A 25,155-nucleotide genomic window follows, 5' to 3' on the forward strand; every position below is an offset into this window, starting at 1 on the left:
GCTCCTGGTGGCACTTCCACGGGCCAAGACCGTCGATGACTACGAGGCCTTGCTGCCCTGGAGCATCGCTGCGCTCAAGACCTGAACGGAAGGACTGCGCAAGGGGTGCGGTCTATTGACCGCTTACGCTGGGAGAGGGCCGGTGTGCTGGACAAGATGTTCCAAGAACTCCAGCGCGAGCAGGTGGTGCGTATTCGCATCGAAGCCGTTTCGCTCGACTCCACCAGCATCAAGGTTCACCCAGATGGCACCGGCGCGTTAAAAAAAGCGGCCCGCAATCCATCGGAAAGTCCCGAGGCGGATGGAACACCAAGGTTCATCTGGTTGCCGCGGATGCTCGAACGGTCGTGACTTTTAGCCTGTCCCCCGGACAGGCTCATGATGCCCCTGAGGGGCGTCGTCTCCTGCAAAGTCTGGGGCCAACGAGTCGGCCTATTCACCTGCTCATGGACCGTGCGTATGAAGGCAACGAGACGCGCCAATTGGCCTTGGACTTGGGCTTCATTCCGGTCGTTCCTCCAACGCGGACACGCCTTGACCTCTGGGAATACGACCGCGCCATGTACCGGCGTCGCAACGAAGTCGAGCGGCTGTTCCGGCGCTTGAAGGGCTATCGGCGAATCTTCTCCCGGTTCGAGAAGCTCGACACCATGTTTCTCGGCTTCCTCAGCTTTGTCCTGGTAGCGGATGGACTTCGCGGTTTGTGTTAACAGGCCCTAGCTGCCCTGCCGCAGAGTTCTTGGTCGGCGAATTCATCCATCATTGCTTCGAACAGACGTGGCTCGAGCACGTAAAAGGCGACTCGATTGCGCTTGAGAACCGCCACTGGGCGGTGATTTGCCCCTCTGAGCACTGCTGCAGGTCCCATCTTGAACTTAGACATGCTCACGGCCGTGGCGGCAAGCCTGGCTTTCACATTCCGCTCCTAATCCGAAGCGGTCAAAACGACGGCCTGCAAGGTACACCCCATCGGCGCATCCCCCTCCAGCGCGGGCACGAAATCGAACGTTGGCTCGCGGCACCGAAAACACTTGAGGTACCGTTCCAAGTCTTCGTCGGTCTCTGAATTCTCACGAGCGACATCAATCGGGATGGCGACATGAACCCACCCGCACTTGGGGCATTTGACTTCAGAGAAACGGTGCGTCATGGGCCCATGATGCCCACCCCGCGGGTCTTTGTCATCAGGTTCTGGATGCTCACAAAAGTGAACTGGCAGCATCCTTGCGGTCAGCCGGTCGCGCTGTTTTCACTGACGAAGGGGCAATCTGTTGCCTTGTACGATGCGCTTCAACTGGCTTTGGTCGCAGAAGAAGGGCCGTTGGAATCCTGGAAGGCCTTGTGGATTGAACTCAAAGACGCCTGAAGTACTGGCTTCCAAACGGGGCTTGCCACAGCAGGCTGCGTATTCCGGTTGAACTTACCACCTCTGCCATCTCAAGGATGGCATCTCTGCTGGCGTTAACCGGCCAGAACGAGTCGCTCGCGACCGTATTCTTGCGGGCCTCAGGACAGTTTCCTACGAAAGTTGAGGCGCCATCAGTCGACTATTGGGCCAACGAAATAACGACGGCTCTTAAACGACGCATCGAATGCCGAAGACGGTTAGCTCGTTGACTCCATCAGAGACGGCCTTGATAGTCTGTGCCTGGGTCTCTAGGTAGCTCACCAATGCGGGAAACGCCTGACCGGTTGCATCGCCTGGGATGCTCCAACGTTTGTTGTCGAGTTGCATGAGAACCAGGATTCCCCGTGTGCTATTGGTGCCACGCAGGTATTGGCCAACAATCTGGGTTCTTAGAGTGTCAGTCAACGAGTTTGCAGAGTAGCCGCGACCTGAGTTGACGGGCTTGATTTCGACGCAGACATTTCCTGCAGGGCAGCTAAGTTGAATGTCAGTCATCTTGTCGTCGTCAACTTCTTCTTCTCTGTGGACGCTAAATCGACGATTCTGGGTTTCGCGAAACTTCGCTGCTAGCCATCGCTGTAGAAACTTCTCCGGGATGTCCGGCCTGAAGAGGTCCCGCTCACTAAAGGGGCCCTCTTCGAGGTTCTTGCGAAGTTCCTCCAGTCGGGCCAGGACCTGCTCGTAGAGTTGGGCCTCGGTTCGCGGTTCTGACTGAAACGGGGAGCCAATCGCCTTCAACTCAGCGGCCGTCCTGTTTGCTGCCTGTTCGGCATCCAATGACGCGTGCTCGGTCACCCGCCCCATCATCCAACTGACTTCGGCCGGGTCCGAATATCCGGCGAGCAAAGACACCAAGCCTTGATGCCCTATTGGTCCGCGAGTCCCTAGGAATGCGTTGGCGATACCTTCACGCAGGCGTTTTGAAGGGGGGCCAAAGAAGTCACTATCACCGTCCTTCGACGGGGTGGACGCCGTCGGAGGGTACGTGCTTAGCATCGAGTCAATGCCGAGGAGCACGTCGGCCGTGGGGGGGTCCAGAGGCACCTTCAGCCATTTCAGGTCGCCCACCGCAGCGGCAAAGCCGCTCACCTCAGGCTCAACGTCACCCGCCATACCTTGAACATGCTCAACGAACCACGCCCAGGCGCTGTGGGCGTCGGCATCCATCCAGACTCGAAGCCACGCCATCTCGGCGAGCCTGCCCGTTGGCCCTACCGAGGAGGCAAGCTTGCTTTGGCACAGCGCGGCGAGGGTGGCAACCGGCAACAGTCCGTCTTCCTTAAGCGCGTCAATCACTGCCTTTTGGGTGTCACTGCATACGATGATGCCGCCAACGGCCAACGGAACCAGCGCAGCTATAAGTCCCTTACGAACATCTGGCACACAACGCAGCGCCATCTCCAATGCCCCTCGTACACCGTTGCCAGGATTGGCCGATTGGGCCTCTGCCAATACCCAGGCCGTAAGTGCGGCGTTGACCGTAGCCGAGCGATTCCTTGCCAAAGGTTCGAGCCAGGAGGGAGGACCGTTCAACTCCCAGACTGCAAGTTGGGCAGCCTTGCCCACTTCCGTCGCTGAGAGCGAGGTGATGACAGCCTCACTCCGCAGGGTCAGGCGTACCCCAGCAAGAGCGACGAGCGCAGTCCATGGGACCTGGCCATTGGAGAAATTGGACGGGTTTGGCGGGGCCAACGTTGGCCAGTATGCCCTCAGGCCTTCCTCGAATGCTTCTGCGATTTGCGGGCTGAGGCTGGTCGCCAGCGCATCGAAGTCAATCGACGAATAGTCGTTGGCTCCGGAGCGGCCGAAAGAATACTGAAGAAGGCGCTGGAGCCCCCCGAAGTGGGTACCAGTCCGAATCTGAGGAAGGTGCGTTGTCAGATTCGTCTTGAACGCTTCTAGGTCTTTTTCGGTTGCCGCCTTCCTCAGCTTCTCTTCTGCCTGCCACTGTCGATTCCGAGCGGCGCCTTGCCGCCATCGCTTGTACTCAGCTCCGACAAGAGTGCCTCGCTTCGAAGTCTTGCCTTGCAGTCCAAGTGCTCGGAGAGCGTCTGCGCGCGACCTCTGTCGCATATTCTTGAATGCAACATCCACCGCAACGGAAAACCAGACCTCCTGCTCGGAGGCGGGCAGAGCCGAGTCGTTGGCGCGTCGTGTTAGCTCAGGTAGGTCGTCTACATCAAAGCTGACGATGCATGAGGCACCCCAGGTCAGCCGACTTGTGGAGTGACGGATATCGTCGGATTCTGCGATGGCGAGTGCCACGCTCCAGCGAAGACCTGGATGTTGGGCGATTGCCTTGTGGAGCCGACCGAACTCATCACGGTCTGAAAAACCGGAGTCCCGCTGCGCTTCGAGTCGCTCTGCCGCGTCTAAGCAGACCTCCGGGTACGCGGCAGACGTAGGTTGAAGCAATTCAAGGACGCGCTCATAGCAATGAGGCAGAGCGTCCAGCAGCCAAGCGCGTTCAGGTTGGTCGGAATCGGGGAAGCGCGCGAACCGCTTACCTGAAGTTGGACGTGGCAGCGAGGCTATGACCGCGCTGAGCAGTAATGTTGCCTCAAGAACGTCAGCCGAAGGCAGCAGCTCGCTCCTAAGGGCCCCTACCATTGGCCCACCGCCAAACGCGGCCTCACTTCGGGTTGAGTCAAAGATGGAGGACAACTGAGCTACGGTTAGTGAGCGCCAGTCGACAACCGACAGTGCGCGAGCAATGAGTTCGTTGGAGCCGAGAGCTGACGACTGCAGGTCGGCCAAGACGGCCGAGCGGTGCGCAGGCGTTGCAACTACCTCGAGGACTTCGAGTGCGTATCGGCGCTCCCACTCTTGCGCTGTAGTGCTCCTGTAGATGTCGAAGGCGCTGGACGCGCAATCCGCCAGCTTGGCGTGTCGGGCAATGTGGAAGCACAAACTCCGAACCTGTGGCGAACTTGACAAGTCCACAAGGGCAGCAGCAACCTTGCCGGCGCTGAGAGACCTGCCGACGCGCATGTATTCGCTTGCGCTCTTGAACCAGTTTGCCCGGAGGCCGAGATTGGAGCCGGCGACGAAGTTGTCGAAGGCCTTGTCTGCCGACAGCCCATCCCATGCCTGCGGGTCGCCCTCGAAGAAGAGGACTTCAGGAAAGTCTCGGACCACCCATTCCCTCACTTCTACGCTAATGGTCGCTAGCCAGCTGAGCGCCGCACGACGTGATGGGATGAGGACAGGTGCGCCGTAGGGGCTGGCGGCGAAGAGGCCTTGCAAGCGGAGCAAGGGAACACCAAGCTCCAACTGCCGCATTACCCAATGCGCTGCAAGGTACTCTCGAATGGAGCGGTGATGAAATTTAACCCGGCCAAAACTTGCTTCGTCAAAGACCGCGGTCGCCAGCAGTCTGCGAACCTCCGTTGGGCCCCAGTCAGTCAAGATGGTGTGCGGAGCGAGCTCACCTGCGGCCGGAACAACGCCCGGTTCTAGGACAAAGAACGCGGAGCTTCCGAACTCCGCGGCCGCAGCGAGCGCAACTGCTCCTGACCGGAGCTGGTCAACCGACAAGACCTCGCCTGCAGCTTCGTAGCTGTCATTGAATTCCCGAAGGCGGTTCGCAATGTTGACCTCAATAAGGTCGCGGTAGAAGCCAAGTGTCTTTTGCTGATTCCAAAGGCTAACCATCCAATGAAGGTCTAATGGACGGGTCGCCATGAACTCGTAGTCACCATCTTCGACCGCCGACCAGAACAGCTCCACGTCCTGGAGCGCGAACGCCTGGGCGCAACGCCGTGCCTCGGCGTTCGACAGGGGGTCCAGCGCGACCACAAAGGCTTCGACTTTTGCGGTGTCACCATCCGTCGGTAGCGAAACGGGTGAAGTCTCGTCTAACGAGAGTGGCCTTTCGGAAGCCGTCTTGGCGCCGACTGCCCGTTGAATGGGCTTTGCCAGCCGGGTATCGACCGCAGCTCGGACGCTAGCAGTTGACCAATCCGTAATCCGAGAAGATATGGCGACGCGGACCCGCCAAAGGTGAGGGCCAAGAGCTCGTTGAACCACCGTCAGCGCGCGTTCGAAGTCCGCATGCGATTTCAGTCGGGCCTCGTCAACGGCGTCAAGGAAGAAATAGCCTAGAGCTGTGGACGCCGCCCAAGTTGTGTAGGCGTCGTCACTCCCAGTCAGGGCAAGCGTCCAAGAGTCGAATTCTTGTAGCTGATTCAGAGGCAGGAAGAACGCTGCCTTCCCCTCTGCTGTAAGACGCGCGACTTCCTGCTTGAACTCGATGGTCTTGCCGATGCCAGCCTCGCCGACAACGACAACGAGTGGCCTCTCGTGCAGGTCGCTCCACGCGTGCCCACCTTTGCGCAGGCCGAGGAAGGCTCCCCAGTCTTCATCTTGGACGTCGGCTGACGCGCTTGCATACTCTGAGAAGGAGCGTTGTAGGGCGATAAGCATCTGGCTAGCCTACCCGATGGCCGGGACGAGAAAGTCTGGCCTCGCCCCCCGTTGGTGCTACAAACGGCCGCATGGCCCCCGCTCACCGCGCACTTCTTCCCGCATGGCTCGCTGCCATGGTCGACGAGGCGGAGGCTGCTAAGGCTTGCTGCGGCCACCCCCTTGCTTCCTCATGTGCAGGTCTTTCATTCAACGTGTATCTGGATGCGACAAGTAGAAACGAATACATGAGAGTGCGGCGGCTGCGTAGCTGACTGCCGTCTTTTGACTTTTTCACCTGGAGAGCACTCCGTCCAACATCAGCCAATTGGCAGGTTTGTCCACCCCGAGGAATTTCTCTCCAAGTTTCGCCGTTCCTTCTTCTTGCCTTTTCAATGTCCTGGCGAACAGGTCCTTGTTGGACCTCAGGTGCACCTCACGTAGGCGGTCCAAATCGGTTGTTGGTAGAGGTCGTGCTCGGCGCCACACCCACGCCCGACGGTCAGCTAGACCGAGGAATACGTGCCACGACGCATATGCACTGTCCGCCTCGGTAGCACCGACGAACTTGTCCCACCAGTACTTCGCTAAGGCTCCCTTGTTGGTCCACTTAAGCATTCTGTGCTTGAGCGCTTCAGCAGAGCCCACGGGTGAGCCTTCCGGCCATTGCAACTTGTCCGCAGCAGGGAGCGTGTTAAACCCACTGAGGACGATAGCCCGCTTGCGCCTCCATAACAGGTCTGACGCTTCGTCCTCCGCTATCAGCGCCTCGAGCCATGCTTGCCGGCCATGCATCTGCGCCGCAATGACCATCTCGAACATGTCTTTGTCAGTGTTGCAGTGCTGGATGGTCGCCAGGTCGGCACGCGCAGCGAGAACCTCTTTGGAATCAGGCGCCCGAAAGGCAATGTGTACGAGTTCCTGGATATTGGCGGGCCCATTGAAGCGCACCCTCAAACTATGGGATAGGGCGCGCCAGAGTCGTAGTCCCTCGGCGGGGGCGTGTGTAAGCAGCACATCGCAAAGACACAAGTACAACCCCTCCGCCATCCGAACACGTTGCTGGAACTCCTTCGACTGAACATCGGCGCCCTCCAGAAGCGGGTCCCAAGCGGTCGGCGCGGCCTTGTAGGCTGCCTCCAAGGCCTCGAACTCGAAAGTGTGCAGGTACAGGCTGTGCCCCTGGCGACGCATCCTTTCGATGGTCGCCGCCGCGTCCTGAGCCAGCTGCTGCATGCGCTTACTGACCTCCTCAGGGTCTCGTGTCATTCGTTTGAGGGTCTCCTCCAAGTCACCCTTTGCGCCGTCAGGCTCTGCGACCAGGACGTGAGCCATTTCCGAAGGTCTAGGCATGCGTACTGAAAGTACTCCTTCCGCATCTTGAGCTGATTGCAGGGGATAACAAATTACAGACACCAGTCGGCGGGACACGATTTCGAGTTCGGCTTGAACCGCCCCCCGACACACAGCCGCCTCCAGCCACAACCAGGGCGTCACGAGAGGTAAGACGTCAGAGATGTCGAGGTGCTTGCCGGCGGCGACTAACGCCTTACTGCCATAGTGCGCCGGCAACGGGTCACCCGCGTCCGCCATCCAGTTCATTGCAAGCAACTCTCGCCCTGTGACTTCGGGGGCGCATAGACTGAGAGCCACGAACGCAATGCCCCGGACCTCTCGCTTCTCGCTCCCAAGGTAGGGCAAGAGGTCCTGAGCAAGTTCGTCAGTGCTCTCCGTTCGCTGATGCGCCATCACTTGCATAACGATGTAGGCCGCCTTGTCGCGAGATTCCGCTACCGCTGCTTGGAGGAATGAACGTAGCTGGCTTGCTTGAGCGGGCTGCACCATATCGACAAGGTCATGGAGAAAGTGGTAATCATGGGCCTCCAACAGTAATTGCAATTGTTCGCACAGACCCTTGTGCAACAATTCCAGCTGCAAGCTCCATGTGTTCGCCAGCATATTGCGCTCGCCAGCCGAACTGGCGGTTCGGAACAACGCGAACTTGGCGCTGCGTTCCTCGTCTGCCACCAGGAGAAACTCGGGCGCGGCAAGTGCTGCCCAGTACTTCTGGTCGTCTCTCCTGTCTGCCAGCGCGGATAGCCACCGGCGCGCCATCTCCGCAAGTTGAGATGGTGCAAAGCGCGCCCCTAGACTGACCAGCCGCTCCAAGTTGTGGTCTTCAACCGTTGCCTGTGCGTACGTATCGACCCTATCGAACGTCTGGCGCTGCAGCCCCTCGATGATGGGTTGAAGGAGTTCGTCTGGGAGCTGAAAGACCGGTAGTGCCAAGAAGCGGGACAGTCGGTCCAGCTTCTGCGCGGTGTTCAGCTCCGTGTCACCGAGCACAGCGTCGATGTGCCTGAACTCCAACTCAAAAAGGGACCGCCCGGGCTTTTCCAAGTAGTCGCTTTGATATTTCCACCCTTGTCCGAACGTTTCGTTCACCTCTGCAGCCCGTTCCTCGTACGCCTGAACACCGGTCAATCGCAACAAGTAGGCTGCGGCGCGATTGCGCATCCGCGGGTGTACGCCCTTCTCAGGCGTACTGAGAAGCAGCTCCTCGGCCATCTGGGCGACGTCATCCCGCGCCTCAGATGCGTTCTGGCAGCCAATAAGCAGAACCCAACGCATGCCTTCCCAGCTTCGGTCATTGTGGTCAACACTAACAGCCTCCCGTACAGCCATCCGGCGAATCACTGGCATGAAGGCACTCAGTTCGTGCCCCTCCAAAATTCCAGCGATAGCTACGGAAGGGTCCCCCGGGTGCGAGTAGTCGAGCTTCAACTCCTCGCCGTGAACAACGCGCGTCGAGGGCTCGGCGATGCCAATTCGCTGCAGCAAATAGTCGTGGTGTCGCTTGGCATAGTGGTTCGGGTCGTCCAGCTTGTCTTTTTCCGGCAAAGTAACGCAGCTAGCCCAGACCAACATGCGGCTACGGATGCTCCCCCAGTCGCTTGTCCTTGAGCGTGGCAGCCGCCGCAGACTCTGGGCGGCGTAGTGGAACGCCGATGACTGAGAGCTTTGCGACGACCGCTCGATTACTGCCAGCATCGAACGTGGGAAGGCCTCTCCGAACGCGAATGTGTCCTTCTCAAAATCGACCGACGGGTTCTGCCCATTCATCCAGAGTAAGAGGAGCACATCAGTGATTGAACTCGCATCAGGCGTACCGGTCGCTGAAAGGATTGCAAGCGCCGCTTTCAAGACATCCGCCGCTAGGTCAATTGCCGCAACAGGTTCCAACCACTCGAGAACTCTGGTCTGCATACCTTCAAAGGTATCTGTAGCCTCTGAGACGGTGTCCAGTAGCGCGATACCCAACCCTAGGGTCGTGGGTTCCTCCTTCAGAACAAGTTTTTGAGCCCCGGTGACGGATGCTTGTTTCTCAAACAACTGGCCATCAACGACGTCGCTAAGCCTTCTGGCAACATCTTCTCGGGACACGCTGGCGATATCCAGGCTATTTGTGACGGCCGTGATGCTGGTGGTGAACTGAGGCACCTGCGTTTTCAGCAAGAGCTCTCGATATTCGTTTGCCCTACCGGCAAGCCATTGAACCCAATCGCTGTCAGTGAGAGCACCTTGCTGCCGAACTTGATGGACGTCCTTTCCGTACTCGAACAGCAGCCGCAGGACGGACGTATCCGAGCGAATCGCGTCTTTATCCTTGAGGCGCATCACAAGCGGAAATAGCCTGGGCGTGGAGGCCAGGCTGAGCAGACCAGGCGGCAGGTCAGAGCTGCCCACGCCGTGCAGACCTAGGAGTTCTTCGAGTTCGCTTGATTTGTAGGCGCCAACGCACACCTGCACAGGACGTACAACAAGCGCTCTGAAATGCCGCATATCCTCTTCGAAGTAGTGCCTTCTTGAGGTGCACAGCAGCCTCACCTTGCCGGCAAGCGTATCTCCTTGAAGGGATTGCGCGAGCGTCGGCCACGGAGTGAAAGGTTGCTGATTAAGTCCGTCGACTAAGAGCAAGAATGCCGCGCCGTCCGTCACCGGTCGTTCCAGCAACCTATCAACCCTCAGCCGCCAGTACTCACGACTTTGATGCGAGTTTGTGATGCGCCGAAGACTGCTAGCAATCAGGTCCCGAACACCCGTGTCGGAGAAGTCCTGGTTGCTGACAAACGAACTGGCCGGGAACGGTAGCACGATTGGTAGCATGCCCAGACTCTGATTGACCCAGTCGAGCGCAGCCCAAGTCTTGCCCATTCCCTCCAGCCCTGTAACGACTACCGGCGACCGGATGTCCAAGGGGGCCAGCCACCAGTTCGAAAGCCCTTGCAGGACATCCTTGCGCTTGATAAGGTGGACTCCAGCCTTGCCACCGGCGGCATCTTGGTTAAGGTAGGCCTTGGCCTGAGCGCTATCAACCCACACGCGCCGCAGGTGCGTAGCAGTCTTCTTGCGCAGGCTCTCGAAACCGATGTTCCACATCTCAAGGTTGTCGCGCAGGTCTTCGACTGCTGAACCAACGTCAGCCGTCAGACCTCTGGCGGCATCGGCTGCCGCCTTGTTGACGTGGGCCTCAACGACGTCGGGCCAACGCGCGCACAGGGCTGCCAGTGGATTGATGCCACCGCCCGCGGCAGGCGCCGTCCAGTCAATGACGACCATCGGGAAACCCCGCTTATCCGCTTCATAGCGAGCAAGCCTGCGCTCTGTCTCGCTGACGGACTTGGTCGCGACCAGAATCCAAACTTCTAGGTGCGGGTCTGCGTGACTTGCCTCAACGATTTCGCCAGCTAGCTCTCGTGGCGACAGACGAGTACTCTGCTTGTAGCGCTTAGACTCCACTCGGATGTCGCGACGTCTCATCCCCGTGGTGCCGGCATCACCGCCAAACTGAGACCCTGTCTTTGCGACGTAGACGCCGATACCATCAAGAAGCTTGCTAAGCAAGTCCGCAGCAAGATGTTCCGCATCGCCATCGTCGACGTTCTCAAGTTCCGTCCTGAGCGTACTAAGGAGTGCTGTTTTTGCGGAACTCGCGCTACCTGTTGCCATCTTGTCCACCCCCTGTGACTAAAGATTCGTACCGCCTGCACCAGCAGACTTAAATCGGCAGTGCGTTCTGCCCCTGGAGAACGTGCGGCACGCATTTTTGTTGCGCACCACGCCCAGTAGCAGGGGCCACTTATCGCATTAAGCACCCGGGTCATTCAGAACATTTGGGCTCTGAACAACTGCTCTGGGCTCTTACGGAATACCGGTCGTTGTTCTGCTCACTTGGTTTTTCAATTCTGCCTGTGCTGGCAGTATCGGTGATGGAGCTCCATTCTTTCGCTCAATTAGCCTTCATAACCTTCAGCCTTTTCGCCACTTCACAAACCCCTTTTCTTGTAGCGCTCTGAGCAGGCTACGCTCATCTCCCTCAACAGCGCGGTAGAGTTCTGACCACAAACGGTAAGCTCTGGTGCTTCGTGCCCCCTCGACAGGGGCCTTTCCGTATTCTCCGTTGCGCACCGCCTCGGCGGCTGCTTTGATGGCAGCCAGGGCCTCTTCAAGCCTCTGGTCCTTGGCTCGAGGCGGTGGTGCCGACGGCCGCGTGGGCACGTGGTCAATCAAGCGGATGCTCTCAAGGGCTTTCCTGGCGGCGGTGAGCGTGGAGCCTGGCACCAAGGCTGATTGGCTGCAGTGCGCAGCTTCTGTTAACAAGCGACTGGCTTCAGCAATGCGCCACAGAGGGTCCAGCTCACGCTTGGCTGCGGCCGCACGAGCCTGAGTTGCTGGCAGAAGGACTTTTTCTCGGAGCTGGGCCTGCTCGGCCTCCGTCAGCACCGAGAGCAGCTCGGGCGGAATGAACTCGGCGTCGGCGTCGAGAGCCCCGAGGTAGTCCTCAGCCGGATGGGCATGCGGAACGTCTGGGCCTGCTGGCACCCAGCGGCGGCGGTAGAGGTAGGCGCGTCGGCCGCGCAGGTTGATTTTCATGAGGGAGCTCCTTGGTGGACAGGTGGGTTGTGTCGTGTAGACACCGGATGCCTGCCCCTGAGGACAAGAAGGTGTGCGGTCCGGAGACAGCTGGGGACCTGACCACTGGGTGCAGCCGGGCTGCACCCAGGTCGGGGCGAGGGATGAGAGCACCCTCGGCGTTGTTTCGAACAGCATCTAGAAACGACCGGCCCGAGGGCGCTGCAGGGTGCTTTCGATGAGGCCAGCGGGCGGATGGCCGTGCGTCCAGCACGGTTCATTGCTGGTCAGCTGCTGCGTGTTGGGGTCGCAGTTGTCTTTGGGTCACGGTTGTGAGGGAACAGCTGCTCGCGACTGGGCACGGCAAGGCGGTGCGAACCGCCGCCGGCCCCGCGCGTGCCGACCTCGGAAGAACGGGGGGGCGCAGCTCCCCTGACCGGCCGGGGTCCCCGGGGCCGCCCGAAAGAACGAATGCTTCTGGCGGACTTGGGGTCAGCCGGGACCGCAGGGCACGCAGAGAGAACAGTTGGGCAAGCCGTCCGAAGACACGTTTTCCCTCGAAAAAACATCTGGGGCGGCGGCGGTTCGCACCGGCGCAGCCGGGCGGTGAGCACTGTGGCCTTGATGGACGTCGCGACGAAAACGCCACTGACACCCGCCCCCGTGCGGGTGAGGTCTACAGAGGGGAAAACACGCCTGCCCCCTGCCCTCTGGAGACCGGTCAGTGGGTCATTGAGCACGCCCAACGATTGCCTGGGGCGCGAGGTGTGCTGGGTGTTGCCCTTGGGTAGCGCGGTCGCTCGGGGAAGTACCTACACGTATGTAGTGCCGGCACAGGTCAACGGGTCGCCAAGGGCTGCCTGGGGTGCCGGACACACACCTGAAGGGAGACTCACCATGAAAAAAACCAACGAAGACACGCCCGGCGCACCACGGGAACATACCGAAATTGAACTGGGGACAGGAAGGAGCTTTTCCCCGGACGAACCGCCTCCTGTCACCAGGACAAAACACCCCTTGTCTACACGGACAGCGTCGAGGTCGGAAGAGCCCCGAAGAGTGCCCCGCGGGCTGACGACCCAGGTCAGTACGTTGGCTTTGCAGGACCGGATATGGGCTAGGTCGCTTTTGCTGGTCGACCGGTTTCGGGTCATCCGTACGATTGATATCGCGGTGCACTGCTTCGCGGAGCGGCCATTCAAGGCGGCTCTGAGTGCAGCACAGCGCGCTGTCCGCGGCATGGTGAAGGCTCGATTGCTAACCCGATATCGCACAGACAGGTTCATGACAATTTACGGTCTGTCGGTCCGGGGTGTCGAGTGGCTTGAGGGCCGCGGGTTCGAAGCCTCGGCATCGGTGCGCAGGGTCGTGGACATGACCAACCCCGAACACCGCCTCTGGTCCCAGTTCCTGACTCTTTGTGCCGAGGCACGAGGACTCCAGGCGATGACCGAACAGGAGTTGATGCTCGCGCTAAACCGCCCCCTGAAGCCGGGCGAGAAATCCGCTCAGGGCTTGCTGAGTGTGACCAGCCTCTCGGGCGGCAAACGTCGGACCTTGACGCTACGCCCCGATGCGCTGGCCATTGAAAGCGATGGCCTCACTTGGTTTGAGGTAGACCGCAGTGCCCGAGGGTCGGACAGGGCAGCTTCATTGCGGGCCCTGGTGCTCTCAATGGGCGCCAAGACGACCCTCGGGCAACCTCTACGGCGGGTGGTTGTTTTCAGCCGTACCAGTCGCATCCACCATCGAATATCAGCGACCCTGGACAGCTTGCTCAAGAACTCCGCTGACCACGGATTGGCTGAAGGCCGCCGTCGACTCACAAAAGTTGACGACGGTTGCTACGAGGTGTACCAATCTTTCGAGGTCACGCTGCGTGATGGACGAGCCAAATTGGTTGACCGACTCGCTGGACATGTCCTGCTGCAAGAGCTGCCGATTTGGCTGCCTCGGGTCAGGGTGGACGGTCGGGGGAATTGGTCGATGCGCGGATGGTTCGATGAGAACGCCCTGCCGTACACCCGACCTGCCGACATGGCCGAATGGCCATATCCCATGTCCCTACTTTTGTCACACCACAAGGGTGGCTGAGGCTCCAGGCCGTACCTGATGCCGGTGTCTATACGTAGTGCGCAATGTTGCGCGACCTATAGGACAACCATGAATACGAATGCACTATCTGCGTTGTATCTTCCGACTCAAGAAGCCTGCGCTCGTACGGAGTTCTACTCCGCACGACTGATGACACCTCAAGAAGTCTCTGCAGCCACGCACAACCACCCGGCGCATGAGCAGGTGGCACTTGATGCGGTATGGGCGCTGTGTGGTGATTTGAAGGAATCATCGTTCGAAGTTTTTCAGCGGCACCGTGAAGTACAGATTGCCTCCCGGTTCAGCGTTTTTACTTCGAACTTCGGGGACACGTATCTTGTGACAACTCACCAGACCGAGGGTCACCAACACAGGTTCCTGCTCCCTCTCTACGACCGCCTATGCAGAGAGTTTGTGCACGCTCTGGATGAACAGCCCTTTTGCTATTCGCTTGGACAAGGGGGGCAAAACCTGGCAATGGTGATACCTGGCCATCCTTTGGGCTTCTATGCACGAGACCTACGTGTGTTTTGCAAGGACAGTGGTCAGAGCAGCTTAGCGGAGCATTTTGAGAGGTTTGCTGCAGCTGTTCTTACTGTGGGTGGCGTAGCTGCGATTCCAAGCCTGCTGCAGGACGAACATGTAACTGACGTCAGCGTGTCGTTTGTACTGCCAGAGGCGCTGCACTCGCCAGGTCAGCTCAATGCATCCTTCCACTGAAAACACACATTCGGTAGCTACACAAATTGCGGGACTATCCCCCGGTCATATCAGGAGATTTTTGATGCAGGTCTTTGGCAATATCGCCACCCAACCCGAGTGCAAACAGAGCAAGACAACGGGTAAGAAGTACTACGAGTTTCGAATCGCGGAGTCGCAACGCGGCATCGATACTCAGCCAACTTGGTACACCGTGCGCGTGATGAAGGAGAAGAAGCCCGAAATTGACAAAGGGGACTTTGTGAAGGTGACTGGTAAGCTCAAAGCGGATTTTTACCTTTCCCGCGAAGGCAAGCCAACTGGCACCCTGCTGATTATTGCGTTTGAGGCGGCAAAAATTTCAAAGCCAGCAATCCTGGCTGAGGAAGTACCAACTTAACAACCAGGAAGCCAGGATGCGTCGTCACATTCAAAGTGAAGGCGTACTGTGTTGATTGAAGCGGGCCACCTCTGGTGGCCCGCTTTTTTCGCGATGGCTAGGGTGTGCGTTGAGATGTACGCTGCTCTTACGCACGCAGCTTTGGCACCTCTGACGGTACTGGGCCGGGCGAGTTGGGGGCACCCTTCGCCTCTGGTTCTACTAGCAAGAAACCTTGGCGCATCCCGTGTGCGATGCGCACCATCCCGGCAATATCGCCAGACCCTTTCAGATACTCAGGCGACATTCCTTGCTGCTTAAGCCACTTTTTTTCCTCACCGAATCCAGACTTAAGACACAGAACTTCACCGTCTTTTTGGCAAACAGTGACCCAGTACGTCCAACCGCGGTCCATGCGGCGATGGTGATTGCACTCCCCCTCAAACAAGACGTCACCAGGGAGCAACTCCTCCTCACCTTTGTGAAGATACGGCCCGGGGATGTCACTGGCACCGAAGACTTGCTCCGGCATAGGTAGCGATTGGTCCAGTCAACAAATTTTGCCCAGTATCGGAGCCGAAGGTCGATTGGTGCGATTTTTTCGAAATGGCTAGACACAAAACAATCCTTTCAAGAGTTATAGAAAAATAGTTTTAAACAACCAAACAGCTTTATTTTCAATATATTTCTGCCACGCATAACCAGGCATCGAGACCATCAAGTCATGAACACCCAACCTTCAGTGCTGACTAGACAGCGGCAATTCGAAGGTGGTCAATATTGATATCGTCGTATCGAAGGTTGCGCATTGCATTTAGTAATATCGGAAATGGATACTGCCTCTGTCCAGTACGCATATAACTACGCCCCGATACACCTTTGTCGAGCCAGTGACCGCTCAACGCGTCCTTAACCTCGTCGTTGACACCACAGATACCCAGCTGCTGCTTGAAATTAAATCGGTAGCTGTGATAACACAACTCACCATCCACGAGGTCAAGCCTGTCTAAAAATCTTGAGTGCCACTTGCCATACGCATTAGCGTAGCGCTCGTATTTATTGTCATTCCTCAAGGATGGAAAAATTCTCTCATGGCCGTTCTTTCGTTGGGTTTGGACGTGGTCAATGAATCCGCAGGAAATCAACTCTGTATGCACAGGGACCAGTCGATGGCTGGCCGAGGCCTTCAAATGCTGGTCTGGGTCCAAATTAGAAATTCGCAAAGCCCATTCACCATTGACCTGATAAACGTCTTCTGCTTTGAGCTGGCACAACTCCTCGATACGCAAACCAGCAAAAATGCCCAGCAGAGGTCCCCAATATGCGACCTCCACACTCTGGCCAGAGGCCTTCTCACCTCGGGTATACAGCGGTGAATCGAATATCACTTGAAGCTCGCCACTTGTGAAAGACCGGCGTTGCTCATGTGCGGGCGTCTCTCGAACCATCTCCAGATTCACGCCCTCAAACGGATTTGAGGTAAGGCGTACCATTCCCTCACGCATGCCGTATCTGACGATGGTTGCCAGCGCGCCTATTCGATTGCGGACGGTGTCGCGCTTGAGTTGACTTGCTGATAAGTGGTCGCGGTAACGCTGTGCATGCTGATAGTGGTCTATCGCGACCACGGGTAAGGGACGGCACAGCGCCTCGAACTCCTCGACCGGGCGTAGATAGCTGTCGCGCGTGCGGACCTCTTTTTGTGTTTTGGCCCACGACTGATAGAGAGTCATCATGGTAGGCAACTCACGTGGCGCAAGTGGCAATTGCGCCGGCGTCTTGTACATCTGCCCTTGCATCCGACCCAACTGTGCTTCTGCCAATTCGAGGTCTTTCTTGAGCAGCTCCCACAGCAGTAGCTGCCTTACTGTAGAACCGGGCGGGGCAACCAGGCCTTCACACTTCAAAAGCTCTACCGCTATATCCTCAACTGGAGAAAAATCCTCAACCGCACAACATTCCCTGAATTCCTCTATCCACTCCTTCAAGTACACAATTTCAGCACGCCGCTCCTCACGTGAGAGTTCTTTTCGATAGTCGTCGTCTGTGCTGAGAATTCCGTATTCGTACCGCTGCAGAATATGGGGAATATGCTCTGGCAGCAGATAATGCGTGCTTTCAGGCTCGGAAAGTCGTCTCAGCGCATCTGTGCGGCGCGGCTTAGCGAGTACACGAGCAACATCCTCCTCGAATTTCTGATTTTCATACTGCAGTCGTATGAGTGCGGTTTCAGTATCTGAGGTATCCAATGTTTTCCAAATCTGCACACCGCGCTGGGATAAATCGCTGCGAGCGCGTACGTATGCTGTAGGATATTTGCGTTTGAAATAGTAAGTTCCCGCGCGCTGGTATAGATACAAGGCCCTCGCTTTGTCAATTTGAGCGGAGGTGTCTTTCTTTTTTACAGCGACATCGATGTCGATTTTGATAGGGTCCAGAGTTTCCATGGCATGCTGACGCCTAGCCTCACATCTCTGTGTTGCATTGACCGGCGCACTTCAGATTGAATTTCAGTACGACCGATTTTCACATGCGTTTTTTGCCGGAAACCCCCAAAATGTGAGCCAGCTCACATTTTGGGAGAGGTTTTATGGCTTCAGGTGTTCCTCAACCCCCAGTAAGGGGTTGTCGACGTACAAATGGTCGAGCTTGAGCTCCTCATATGCGAGCATATTTATCGCTTGAACCAGCTTGGGGAACGGGTATTGCCGCTCTTCGGCTCTCAGGTAGACGCGGCCAGCGTTGTTGTCGCTGCTCCAGTGCCCGGTCAATGCGTCCCGGACCTCGGTGTCGACGCCACACAGACTGCACCGCTGCTTGAACAGATACCTGAACGAGTGGTAGTCCAGTCGCGGGTCACTGAGACCAACTGAGTCCAAGTACCGTCCGTACCACTTGCCCACAGCATTCGAGTAGATGCGATTGGCGTTGTCGTTTTGCAGCGTAGGAAAGACCCGGCGGTGGCCAGCGGCTGCCATGGCGGCCACGTATCGCAGGAAACCACACCGCACCAGTTCTTCGTGCAGAGGTACCCGGCGGTAAGACCCCACAGTTTTGATGCTCTGGTCTTCCTCCAGGTTGCAGATTCGCAGGCACCAGACATTGTTGACGCACTGCACGTCGGCAATGGTCAGTTGGCAAAGCTCCTCGATGCGTGCACCGACAAACGGGCCCATCAGTGGTAACCAATAAGCCGCGTCCGCTGCTTGACCTCGTGGACGGTAGCCTTGCGTGTACAGCTTGCTGGCGTACAGCATATTGAGCTCGCTGATTTCGTAAGCACGCCGGCTCTTGCCTGGGTTTTGACCAACGGCTCCGACCACCTGAATTCGCTCGAACGGATTGATGGCCAGATGCTCTACAAGTTCGACCATGCCGTGGCGAACCAGGGTCGAGAGAAATCCAATCCGATTCTCGATGGTGCCTTTGGACAACCCGCGGTCAAGGAGGTGGTCACGATAGGTACGAACCATGGGTCGGGTGATGTCCTCAACCGCTATCGGTCCGTGCAACTGTCGAAATTCCATCACCACACTTTGTACCGCGCTTACGGTTCGATGACGGGTTTGCTTGAGCTTCCAGTCTTCGAAGAGGTGCAGCATGGTGTGCCTGAAGCCCCTTTTGACGGGAGCCACTGCGGTTTTTTCAGACCTCTCAACACTGGGCTTCGCCACTTTGGTGACCCGCCCCTTGGCAGGAGCGTGACGGCCTGGGGGCTCGCCCGACGCAGTTCTACTCCCATGGCCGTAGCTCGTTTGCGGCGGTTGTGACTGTCGAGGCACAGACAGGCAAGCTTTCCTTGTTTGTTCAGGTGTGCTCCTTGGTGCCGCATGCAGCCCTGCTGACTCAACTGCATGGTCGGCCTGCGCATTGGGTCTGCTCTCGTACGGCTGGCTGGCTTCCAGCGCCTGTTGACGCTCGAATGCGGCCAACCTGAGGTTGAACTCAGTGAGTTCAACCGCCAGCCGCGCTTTGGCAACGACCAGGACATCGGTGTCCAGTGATTTCCAGACCTGCTCGCGGTACTCTGGAAACGCCTGCATCGCGCTTCGAGGAATTTTTCGCTTGAAATAGTAGGTACTGCCACGCCTGTGCAGGTACTGCGGCAACCGGTTGGCTTTGGTGGAAGAGTGTGCCGCCAACAGGCTGTACCTTGGCTGAGACGGCGTCGCATGGGACTTGAAAGTGGGCTGACTCATTGGTGCTCCAGGTCGTTGAGGACCTCGGCGAGCAACAGGAGTAGCCGAAGGCTTCGGCACCGCCAAACTGCTACACCGAAGTCGTTTCGGGGTAGCACTGCCGACCCATGAACGGGGTAGCAAAACAACGGTCTGAAAAACAAAAAACCGTTGCAAGTCAACGACTTACAACGGTTTTGCTTTTACCTTGGCGGAGTGGACGGGACTCGAACCCGCGACCCCCGGCGTGACAGGCCGGTATTCTAACCAACTGAACTACCACTCCTGGTAGGCAGCATTCGCTGGTCAATTCACATCAACCAACCAAGCGCTACAACTTGGCGACCCTACGGGGATTCGAACCCCGGTACTCACCGTGAAAGGGTGATGTCCTAGGCCTCTAGACGATAGGGTCAAAACCTTGGACTGTTTCCAGTTTTCTTCAAAAGCCTTGCGACTTCCGAAGCCTCGCATTCTAGCACCTAAAAACTGCGTTTTTCTGTGCTTTATTGGTGGAGGTAAGCGGGATCGAACCGCTGACCTCTTGCATGCCATGCAAGCGCTCTCCCAGCTGAGCTATACCCCCAACAAACTCTGCAACGCTTGATCACTTTTACATTCAGTTTTCACCGTTTGTCGTTGCGACCTAGCGAGCCTCAAATTATAGGGGAGTTTTTATACTTTTTGCAAGCGCGCACAAATTTTTTCGCGATCGTGCTGTTCAAGCACCGCATCCAGCGATGGCGTGTTGGGCGTGCCCATGACCAACACCCGCACGGGCATCGCCAGCTGGGGCATCTTCAAGCCATGTTCGGCCAGCGTTTCCTTGAGCGCGGCGGCAATCGATGCCTTGTCCCAGGCGCAGGCTTGCAGGCGCTGGGCCAGCGAGGCGATCGCGGGCTTGACGGCTTCGGTCACGTGCTGGGCCAGGTCCTCGGCCTTGGGCGTCACGTCGGTGTAGTGGGCCTGCGCCCAGTCGGCCAAGGCCACGGTGGTGTCGCAGCGGTCTTTGTAGAGCGCACACAGCGCGGGCAAGCGGGCATCGGCGGTGATGCCGCGTTTTGCCAACTGCTCGGTCACCAGCGGTGCAAGCACCTCGTTGCCCAATGCCTTGAGGTGCTGGGCGTTGACCCAACGCAGCTTGGCTTCGTCAAAACGGCCGGCGCTGCTGCCCAGGTGATCGAGGTTGAACCACGCCAGAAACTGTTCGCGGCTGAAGATCTCGTCGTCGCCGTGGCTCCAGCCCAGGCGGGCCAGGTAGTTGACCATGGCATCGGGCAGGTAGCCTTCTTCGCGGTACTGCGTCACGGGCTTGGCGCCGTTGCGCTTGCTCATCTTCTCGCCCTGCTCGTTGAGCACGGTGGGCAAATGGGCGTACACGGGCGGCTCTTTGCCCAAGGCGCGGAAGATGTTGATCTGGCGCGGCGTGTTGTTGACGTGGTCGTCACCCCGGATCACATGGGTGATGGCCATGTCGATGTCGTCCACCACCACACAGAAGTTGTAAGTGGGCGTGCCGTCGGGGCGTGCAATCACCAGGTCGTCGAGTTCGTCATTGCTGAACTCGACACGGCCCTTGACCTTGTCGTCCCAGGCCACCACGCCACCCTGCGGGTTCTTGAACCGCAGCACGGGCTTGACGCCATCGGGCACGGCGGGCAACACCTTGCCGGGCTCGGGCCGCCAGGTGCCGTCGTAGCGCGGTTTTTCCTTAGCTGCCATTTGGCGCTCACGCAGGGCGTCCAGTTCGGCCACGCTCATGTAGCAGGGGTAGACCAGACCTTGTTCCACCATCTCGGCCAGCACCGCCTTGTAGCGCTCCATGCGCTGCATTTGGTAGAACGGGCCTTCGTCGTGGTCCAGGCCCAGCCACTTCATGCCTTCAATGATCACATCCACGGCGGCCTGGCTGGATCGCTCCAGATCGGTGTCTTCGATGCGCAGGATGAAGGTGCCACCGCTGGCGCGGGCAAAGGCCCACGGGTACAAGGCCGAACGGATGTTGCCCAGGTGGATGAAACCGGTGGGCGAGGGAGCAAAGCGGGTGCGAACCTGGGTGGTCATCGTCATGTTCAGAAGCTGCTGAGGCCGCGGTCGAGGTCGGCGGTCACGTCGTCAAAATGTTCCAGGCCCACGGCCACGCGCACCAGCCCCTGGCCGATGCCGGCGGCTTGGCGTTGGCCCTCGGTGAGGCGGCCGTGCGAGGTGCTGGCGGGGTGGGCACACAGGGTTTTGGTGTCGCCCAGGTTGGTGGAGAGCGACAGCACCTGCAGCGAATCCAGCACGTGGAAGGCGCGCTGGCGTGCCTGGTCGGCGTCCGACGCCTTGACGTCGAAGGAGAGCACCGCGCCGCCCAGGCCCGATTGTTGTTTCATGGCCAGTTCGTGCTGTGGGTGGCTGCTCAGGCCGGGGTAATACACACGGGCCACGGCCGGGTGGTCTTGCAGCCAGCCGGCCAGCGCATGGGCCTTTTCGGTCTGGGCACGCATGCGAATGTCCAGCGTCTCCAGCCCCTTGAGCACCACCCAGGCGTTGAAGGGCGCCAGCGTCATGCCCCCGCTCTTGAGCACAGGCAGGAATTTCTCGGTCACCAATTGCTGGCTGGCGCACAGCGCGCCGGCCATCACACGGCCCTGACCATCCAGATATTTGGTGCCGGAGTGCATGACGATGTCGGCCCCGAAGCGCATGGGCTTTTGCAGCACCGGCGTGGCAAAACAGTTGTCCACCGCCAGCAGCGCGCCGGCGTTGTGTGCGATGTTGGCCAGGGCCTGGATGTCGCACACCTCGGTCAGCGGGTTGGTGGGCGTTTCGGCAAACAGCAGGCGGGTGTTGGGCTTCACCGCCGCTTGCCAGGCGCTCACGTCGGTCTGCGACACGAAGCTGGACTCGACGCCGAACTTGGCCAGGTCGGAGCCGATCAGTTTGATGGTGGAACCGAACATGGACTGCGAGCAAATGACATGGTCGCCGGCCTTGAGCAGGCCCAGGCACATCATGAGAATGGCCGACATGCCCGAAGCGGTGGACATGCAGGCCTCGGCCCCTTCCATGGCCGCCAGGCGGCGCTCGAAGCTGGCCACCGTGGGATTGCCGTAGCGGCCGTAGGTGAAGCCGTCTTCGTCACCGGCAAAACGCCGCGCCGAGGCTTCGGCACTGGGCTGCACGTAGCCGCTGGTGAGGTACAGCGCTTCGGAGTTTTCGCCGTACTGCGAACGCTCCACCGCCTCGCGCACGGCCAGGGTGTCGGGGTGCAAAGCACGGGTCATGGGTCAGCCCTCTTGCGAATTCGGCAGCGCCAGGCGCGAGGTGTCGTCGTCGCCCTCTTCTGTGCCCACGCGCTTTTCGTTCAGGCGAACGATGTCGTCCGAGGTCACGTCGCCGGTCACGTAGACACCGTCAAAACACGAGGCGTCAAAGCCCGCCAGCGTGGGGTTGAGCGAGCCGATGGCCTTTTTCATCGCATCCACGTCCTGGTAAATCAGGGCGTCGCAACCGATGATCTGGCGGATTTCGTCCACCGTGCGACCGTGCGCCACCAACTCGCTTTTGGTCGGCATGTCGATGCCGTACACGTTGGGGTAACGCACCGGCGGCGCAGCGCTGGCCATGTAGACCTTGCGCGCACCGGCGTCGCGCGCCATCTGCACAATTTCCTTCGACGTGGTGCCACGCACGATGGAATCGTCCACCAACAACACGTTGCGGCCCTTGAACTCGCTGCCAATCACGTTGAGCTTCTGGCGCACCGACTTCTTGCGCACCGCCTGGCCGGGCATGATGAAGGTGCGGCCCACGTAGCGGTTCTTCACGAAACCTTCGCGGTAGGGAATGCCCAGCAGTTGCGCCAGCTGCATGGCGCTGGGACGGCTCGATTCGGGGATGGGGATGACCACATCGATTTCGTTGGGCGGTACGGTCGAGATGACGCGCTTGGCCAGCGTCTCGCCCATGTTCAGACGCGCCTGGTAGACCGAGATGCCATCCAGCACCGAATCGGGCCGCGCCAGGTAGACAAACTCGAACACGCAAGGGTAGTGCTGCGGCGCATCGGCACACTGCTGGCTGTGCAGTTGGCCGTCGAGGGTGACAAACACCGCTTCGCCCGGCGCCACATCGCGCTCGAACACAAAACCCGCGCCTTCCAAGGCCACCGATTCGCTGGCCACCATAAAAGCGCCTTCGGCGTTGCGACCGATACACAGCGGTCGGATGCCGAACGGATCGCGGAAGGCCAGCAATCCGTGGCCGGCAATCAGCGAGATGACGGCGTAAGAACCTTTGATGCGCTTGTGCACCGCACGCACGGCCTTGAACACATCGTCCACTTGCAGCGGCACACCGCGCGTGGACTTTTCGATTTCGTGCGCCACCACGTTGAGCAAGACCTCGGAATCGCTCTCGGTGTTGATGTGGCGGTGGTCGGTCTGGAACAGCTCGTGTTTGAGCGCGTGCGCGTTGGTGAGGTTGCCGTTGTGCACCAGCACCAGGCCAAAGGGCGCGTTGACGTAGAAGGGCTGGGCCTCTTCTTCGCTGAACGCATTGCCCGCCGTGGGGTAACGCACCTGACCCAGACCGGTGTGGCCGGGCAGGGCCCGCATGTTGCGGGTGCGGAACACGTCACGCACCATGCCCTTGGCCTTGTGCATGAAAAACTTGCGGTCCAGCTGGGTGACGATGCCGGCGGCATCCTGGCCACGGTGCTGCAACAGCAGCAAGGCGTCGTAAATGAGCTGGTTGACGGGTGCGTTGTGAACAACGCCAACAATGCCACACATGGGGAGGGTCCTCAGGGGATGTAGGTAACCAGGGGTTCGGGCAACAGGGGGCGCAGGTTGTGCAAGGTGTGGCCCAGGGTTTGGGCCCCCATGGACTCGCGCCAGGCATCGGCCTCGCGCAGTGGCGTCATCACCACCACCAGGGCCACGGCCAGCAAGACCACAGCACCACGAAACAAACCAAACAGCGCACCCAGGGTGCGGTCCACCGGGCGCAAGCCCACGGACTCGACCAATTTCTTGACCAGCCAAGCCAGCAGGCCGGCGGCAAACGCCACCGCCACAAACACCAGCGCAAAACCGGCGGCGTAGCGCAAAGGCTCAGCCGCCTCGCCCAGCGGCAACCACTCGCCCACGGCCACCGCCCACCACTGCGCCAGCACAAACGCCGCCACCCAGCCGATCACCGAGAGCACCTCGTACAGCAGGCCGCGCCAGGCGCCGATGACAACCGAGATCAACAGCACCAGCAGCAGCAGCAGATCGACGGTGGCGATGTTCATGGGGCGGACCAGCGGGACGGCCAGGCCGTCACAGCGTGAGGATGGCCGTGGGCAAGCCCAGGCCCTTGACCTTGGCCGCAGCCTTCTCGGCCTCGGCCCGGTTCTCGTAAGGGCCGATGCGCACGCGGATGCGCTCGCCGTCCGGCGTGTTGGCCACATGGGTGTAAGTTTTGAGGCCGGCGCGCTCCAGCTTTTGCCGAACTTCTTGCGCGCGCGCACGTTCGGCGTAGGCACCCACCTGCACCACGATACGCTCGACCGCCTTGTCCTCCAGCGCAGCCTGGGCGCGCGCGCCCTCGGTGGCATCGGGGCGGGCAGCCGATTTGGGTTCGGGTTTGGGCTCCGCCTTGACCTCGGGTTTGCCCTCGGGTTTGACTTCGGGCTTGGGTTCCGGCTTGGCTTCCTGTTTGGGCTCGACCGGTGCCGGCTTGGGCACCGCGGCGGGCGCGGGTGGCGTGGCGGGTGCGCCTGCGGCCACCACCTGCTCGCGTTCGTCCAGGCTGTCTTTCACCGAGGCCGTGGCGTCGGGCTTGGGCGGCGCGAGCAAGGGCTTGGCGGCCTGGCGCGACGGGATCTCGATGGGGATGTCCACCGCGATTGGGCGCGGCTGGGTATCGAACAACAGGGGAAAACCGACCACCCCCACCAGCACCAGCACCGCCGCGCCGATGAGCCGGTGGCGTGCGCGCCGGCGCACGGCGTCCAGGCTTTCGGGAGCGGCGGCAACGCCCTGACTGACGGAACGGGACTTGGACATGGGTTTGCGTGGAAGCCGCGGGGGAAAAATCGAAGGCGCCGG

At 59.3% G+C, this 25,155-nt stretch carries 14 protein-coding genes, 3 tRNA genes and 1 pseudogene; 5 read left to right on the plus strand and 13 right to left on the minus strand.

The window, feature by feature from the left end:
* Window positions 1-126: 126 nt before the first annotated feature.
* Window positions 127-710, plus strand: a pseudogene (locus tag ACFQPB_RS02380) (IS5 family transposase); the annotation flags it as partial.
* Between the two features lie 389 nt (window positions 711-1,099).
* Window positions 1,100-1,366 (plus strand): hypothetical protein, encoded by a 267-nt coding sequence (locus ACFQPB_RS02385; RefSeq protein ID WP_382219498.1) that lies wholly within the window; start codon window positions 1,100-1,102, stop codon window positions 1,364-1,366.
* Window positions 1,367-1,576: 210 nt separating this feature from the next.
* On the opposite strand, the gene ACFQPB_RS02390 is transcribed toward ACFQPB_RS02385, so the two are convergent.
* The 3 genes from ACFQPB_RS02390 to ACFQPB_RS02400 form a co-directional block, all read right to left on the minus strand.
* Window positions 1,577-5,833 (minus strand): NACHT domain-containing protein, encoded by a 4,257-nt coding sequence (locus ACFQPB_RS02390; RefSeq protein WP_382219499.1) that lies wholly within the window; start codon window positions 5,831-5,833, stop codon window positions 1,577-1,579.
* Window positions 5,834-6,106: 273 nt separating this feature from the next.
* Entirely contained in the window at window positions 6,107-10,831 is a 4,725-nt protein-coding gene (locus tag ACFQPB_RS02395; protein ID WP_382219501.1) for a hypothetical protein, read from the minus strand.
* A 291-nt stretch (window positions 10,832-11,122) separates the two neighbouring features.
* Entirely contained in the window at window positions 11,123-11,746 is a 624-nt protein-coding gene (locus ACFQPB_RS02400) for a hypothetical protein (RefSeq protein ID WP_382219503.1), read from the minus strand.
* An 876-nt stretch (window positions 11,747-12,622) separates the two neighbouring features.
* On the opposite strand from ACFQPB_RS02400, the gene ACFQPB_RS02405 reads away from it, so the two are divergent.
* The 3 genes from ACFQPB_RS02405 to ACFQPB_RS02415 all read left to right on the plus strand — a co-directional run bounded on the left by ACFQPB_RS02405 (window position 12,623) and on the right by ACFQPB_RS02415 (window position 14,918).
* Window positions 12,623-13,819, plus strand: a complete 1,197-nt coding sequence (locus ACFQPB_RS02405) for a hypothetical protein (RefSeq protein WP_382219504.1) — start codon at window positions 12,623-12,625, stop codon at window positions 13,817-13,819.
* 69 nt (window positions 13,820-13,888) lie between these two features.
* Window positions 13,889-14,539, plus strand: a complete 651-nt coding sequence (locus tag ACFQPB_RS02410) for a hypothetical protein (protein ID WP_382219506.1) — start codon at window positions 13,889-13,891, stop codon at window positions 14,537-14,539.
* Window positions 14,540-14,603: 64 nt separating this feature from the next.
* The gene (locus ACFQPB_RS02415) at window positions 14,604-14,918 is read left to right on the plus strand and encodes a single-stranded DNA-binding protein (protein WP_382219508.1); all 315 of its coding nucleotides are present in this window, start codon (window positions 14,604-14,606) and stop codon (window positions 14,916-14,918) included.
* A 728-nt stretch (window positions 14,919-15,646) separates the two neighbouring features.
* Here the strand turns inward: ACFQPB_RS02415 and ACFQPB_RS02420 are convergent.
* The 10 genes from ACFQPB_RS02420 to ACFQPB_RS02465 form a co-directional block, all read right to left on the minus strand.
* A complete protein-coding gene (locus ACFQPB_RS02420; RefSeq protein WP_382219510.1) occupies window positions 15,647-17,344 on the minus strand; it encodes a hypothetical protein in 1,698 nt (565 codons plus the stop codon).
* Window positions 17,345-17,485: 141 nt separating this feature from the next.
* Complete coding sequence (locus tag ACFQPB_RS02425) at window positions 17,486-19,096, minus strand: DUF6538 domain-containing protein (protein WP_382219512.1); 1,611 nt, start codon at window positions 19,094-19,096, stop codon at window positions 17,486-17,488.
* Window positions 19,097-19,284: 188 nt separating this feature from the next.
* A tRNA-Asp gene (locus ACFQPB_RS02430) sits at window positions 19,285-19,361 on the minus strand.
* A 53-nt stretch (window positions 19,362-19,414) separates the two neighbouring features.
* A tRNA-Glu gene (locus ACFQPB_RS02435) sits at window positions 19,415-19,490 on the minus strand.
* 95 nt (window positions 19,491-19,585) lie between these two features.
* Window positions 19,586-19,661: transfer RNA gene (locus tag ACFQPB_RS02440), tRNA-Ala, on the minus strand.
* A gap of 89 nt (window positions 19,662-19,750) precedes the next feature.
* Window positions 19,751-21,145 carry a glutamate--tRNA ligase gene (gene gltX, locus ACFQPB_RS02445; protein ID WP_382219514.1) on the minus strand — a complete coding sequence of 465 codons (1,395 nt, stop codon included), beginning with the start codon at window positions 21,143-21,145 and terminating at the stop codon, window positions 19,751-19,753.
* A gap of 2 nt (window positions 21,146-21,147) precedes the next feature.
* On the minus strand, window positions 21,148-22,344 hold the full coding sequence (locus ACFQPB_RS02450; RefSeq protein WP_382219515.1) for an O-succinylhomoserine sulfhydrylase: 1,197 nt from the start codon (window positions 22,342-22,344) through the stop codon (window positions 21,148-21,150).
* A 3-nt stretch (window positions 22,345-22,347) separates the two neighbouring features.
* Window positions 22,348-23,853 (minus strand): amidophosphoribosyltransferase, encoded by a 1,506-nt coding sequence (gene purF / locus ACFQPB_RS02455; RefSeq protein WP_382219517.1) that lies wholly within the window; start codon window positions 23,851-23,853, stop codon window positions 22,348-22,350.
* An 11-nt stretch (window positions 23,854-23,864) separates the two neighbouring features.
* Window positions 23,865-24,350 (minus strand): CvpA family protein, encoded by a 486-nt coding sequence (locus ACFQPB_RS02460; protein WP_382220111.1) that lies wholly within the window; start codon window positions 24,348-24,350, stop codon window positions 23,865-23,867.
* 34 nt (window positions 24,351-24,384) lie between these two features.
* Window positions 24,385-25,113: an SPOR domain-containing protein gene (locus tag ACFQPB_RS02465; protein WP_382219519.1), complete on the minus strand. Its 729-nt coding sequence runs from the start codon at window positions 25,111-25,113 to the stop codon at window positions 24,385-24,387.
* Window positions 25,114-25,155 lie beyond the last annotated feature (42 nt).

Origin of the sequence: Hydrogenophaga atypica, from assembly GCF_042665215.1 — a bacterium.
Taxonomy (GTDB): domain Bacteria; phylum Pseudomonadota; class Gammaproteobacteria; order Burkholderiales; family Burkholderiaceae_C; genus Hydrogenophaga; species Hydrogenophaga defluvii_A.

Coding starts and splice junctions, on each gene's coding strand:
- ACFQPB_RS02450 (WP_382219515.1), bottom strand. CDS start 22,344: ATGACCCGTGCTTTGCACCCCGACACCCTGGCCGTGCGCGAGGCGGTG.
- ACFQPB_RS02465 (WP_382219519.1), bottom strand. CDS start 25,113: ATGTCCAAGTCCCGTTCCGTCAGTCAGGGCGTTGCCGCCGCTCCCGAA.
- ACFQPB_RS02410 (WP_382219506.1), top strand. CDS start 13,889: ATGAATACGAATGCACTATCTGCGTTGTATCTTCCGACTCAAGAAGCC.
- purF (WP_382219517.1), bottom strand. CDS start 23,853: ATGTGTGGCATTGTTGGCGTTGTTCACAACGCACCCGTCAACCAGCTC.
- ACFQPB_RS02400 (WP_382219503.1), bottom strand. CDS start 11,746: ATGAAAATCAACCTGCGCGGCCGACGCGCCTACCTCTACCGCCGCCGC.
- ACFQPB_RS02385 (WP_382219498.1), top strand. CDS start 1,100: ATGAACCCACCCGCACTTGGGGCATTTGACTTCAGAGAAACGGTGCGT.
- gltX (WP_382219514.1), bottom strand. CDS start 21,145: ATGACGATGACCACCCAGGTTCGCACCCGCTTTGCTCCCTCGCCCACC.
- ACFQPB_RS02390 (WP_382219499.1), bottom strand. CDS start 5,833: ATGCTTATCGCCCTACAACGCTCCTTCTCAGAGTATGCAAGCGCGTCA.
- ACFQPB_RS02425 (WP_382219512.1), bottom strand. CDS start 19,096: ATGAGTCAGCCCACTTTCAAGTCCCATGCGACGCCGTCTCAGCCAAGG.
- ACFQPB_RS02415 (WP_382219508.1), top strand. CDS start 14,604: ATGCAGGTCTTTGGCAATATCGCCACCCAACCCGAGTGCAAACAGAGC.
- ACFQPB_RS02420 (WP_382219510.1), bottom strand. CDS start 17,344: ATGGAAACTCTGGACCCTATCAAAATCGACATCGATGTCGCTGTAAAA.
- ACFQPB_RS02405 (WP_382219504.1), top strand. CDS start 12,623: ATGAAAAAAACCAACGAAGACACGCCCGGCGCACCACGGGAACATACC.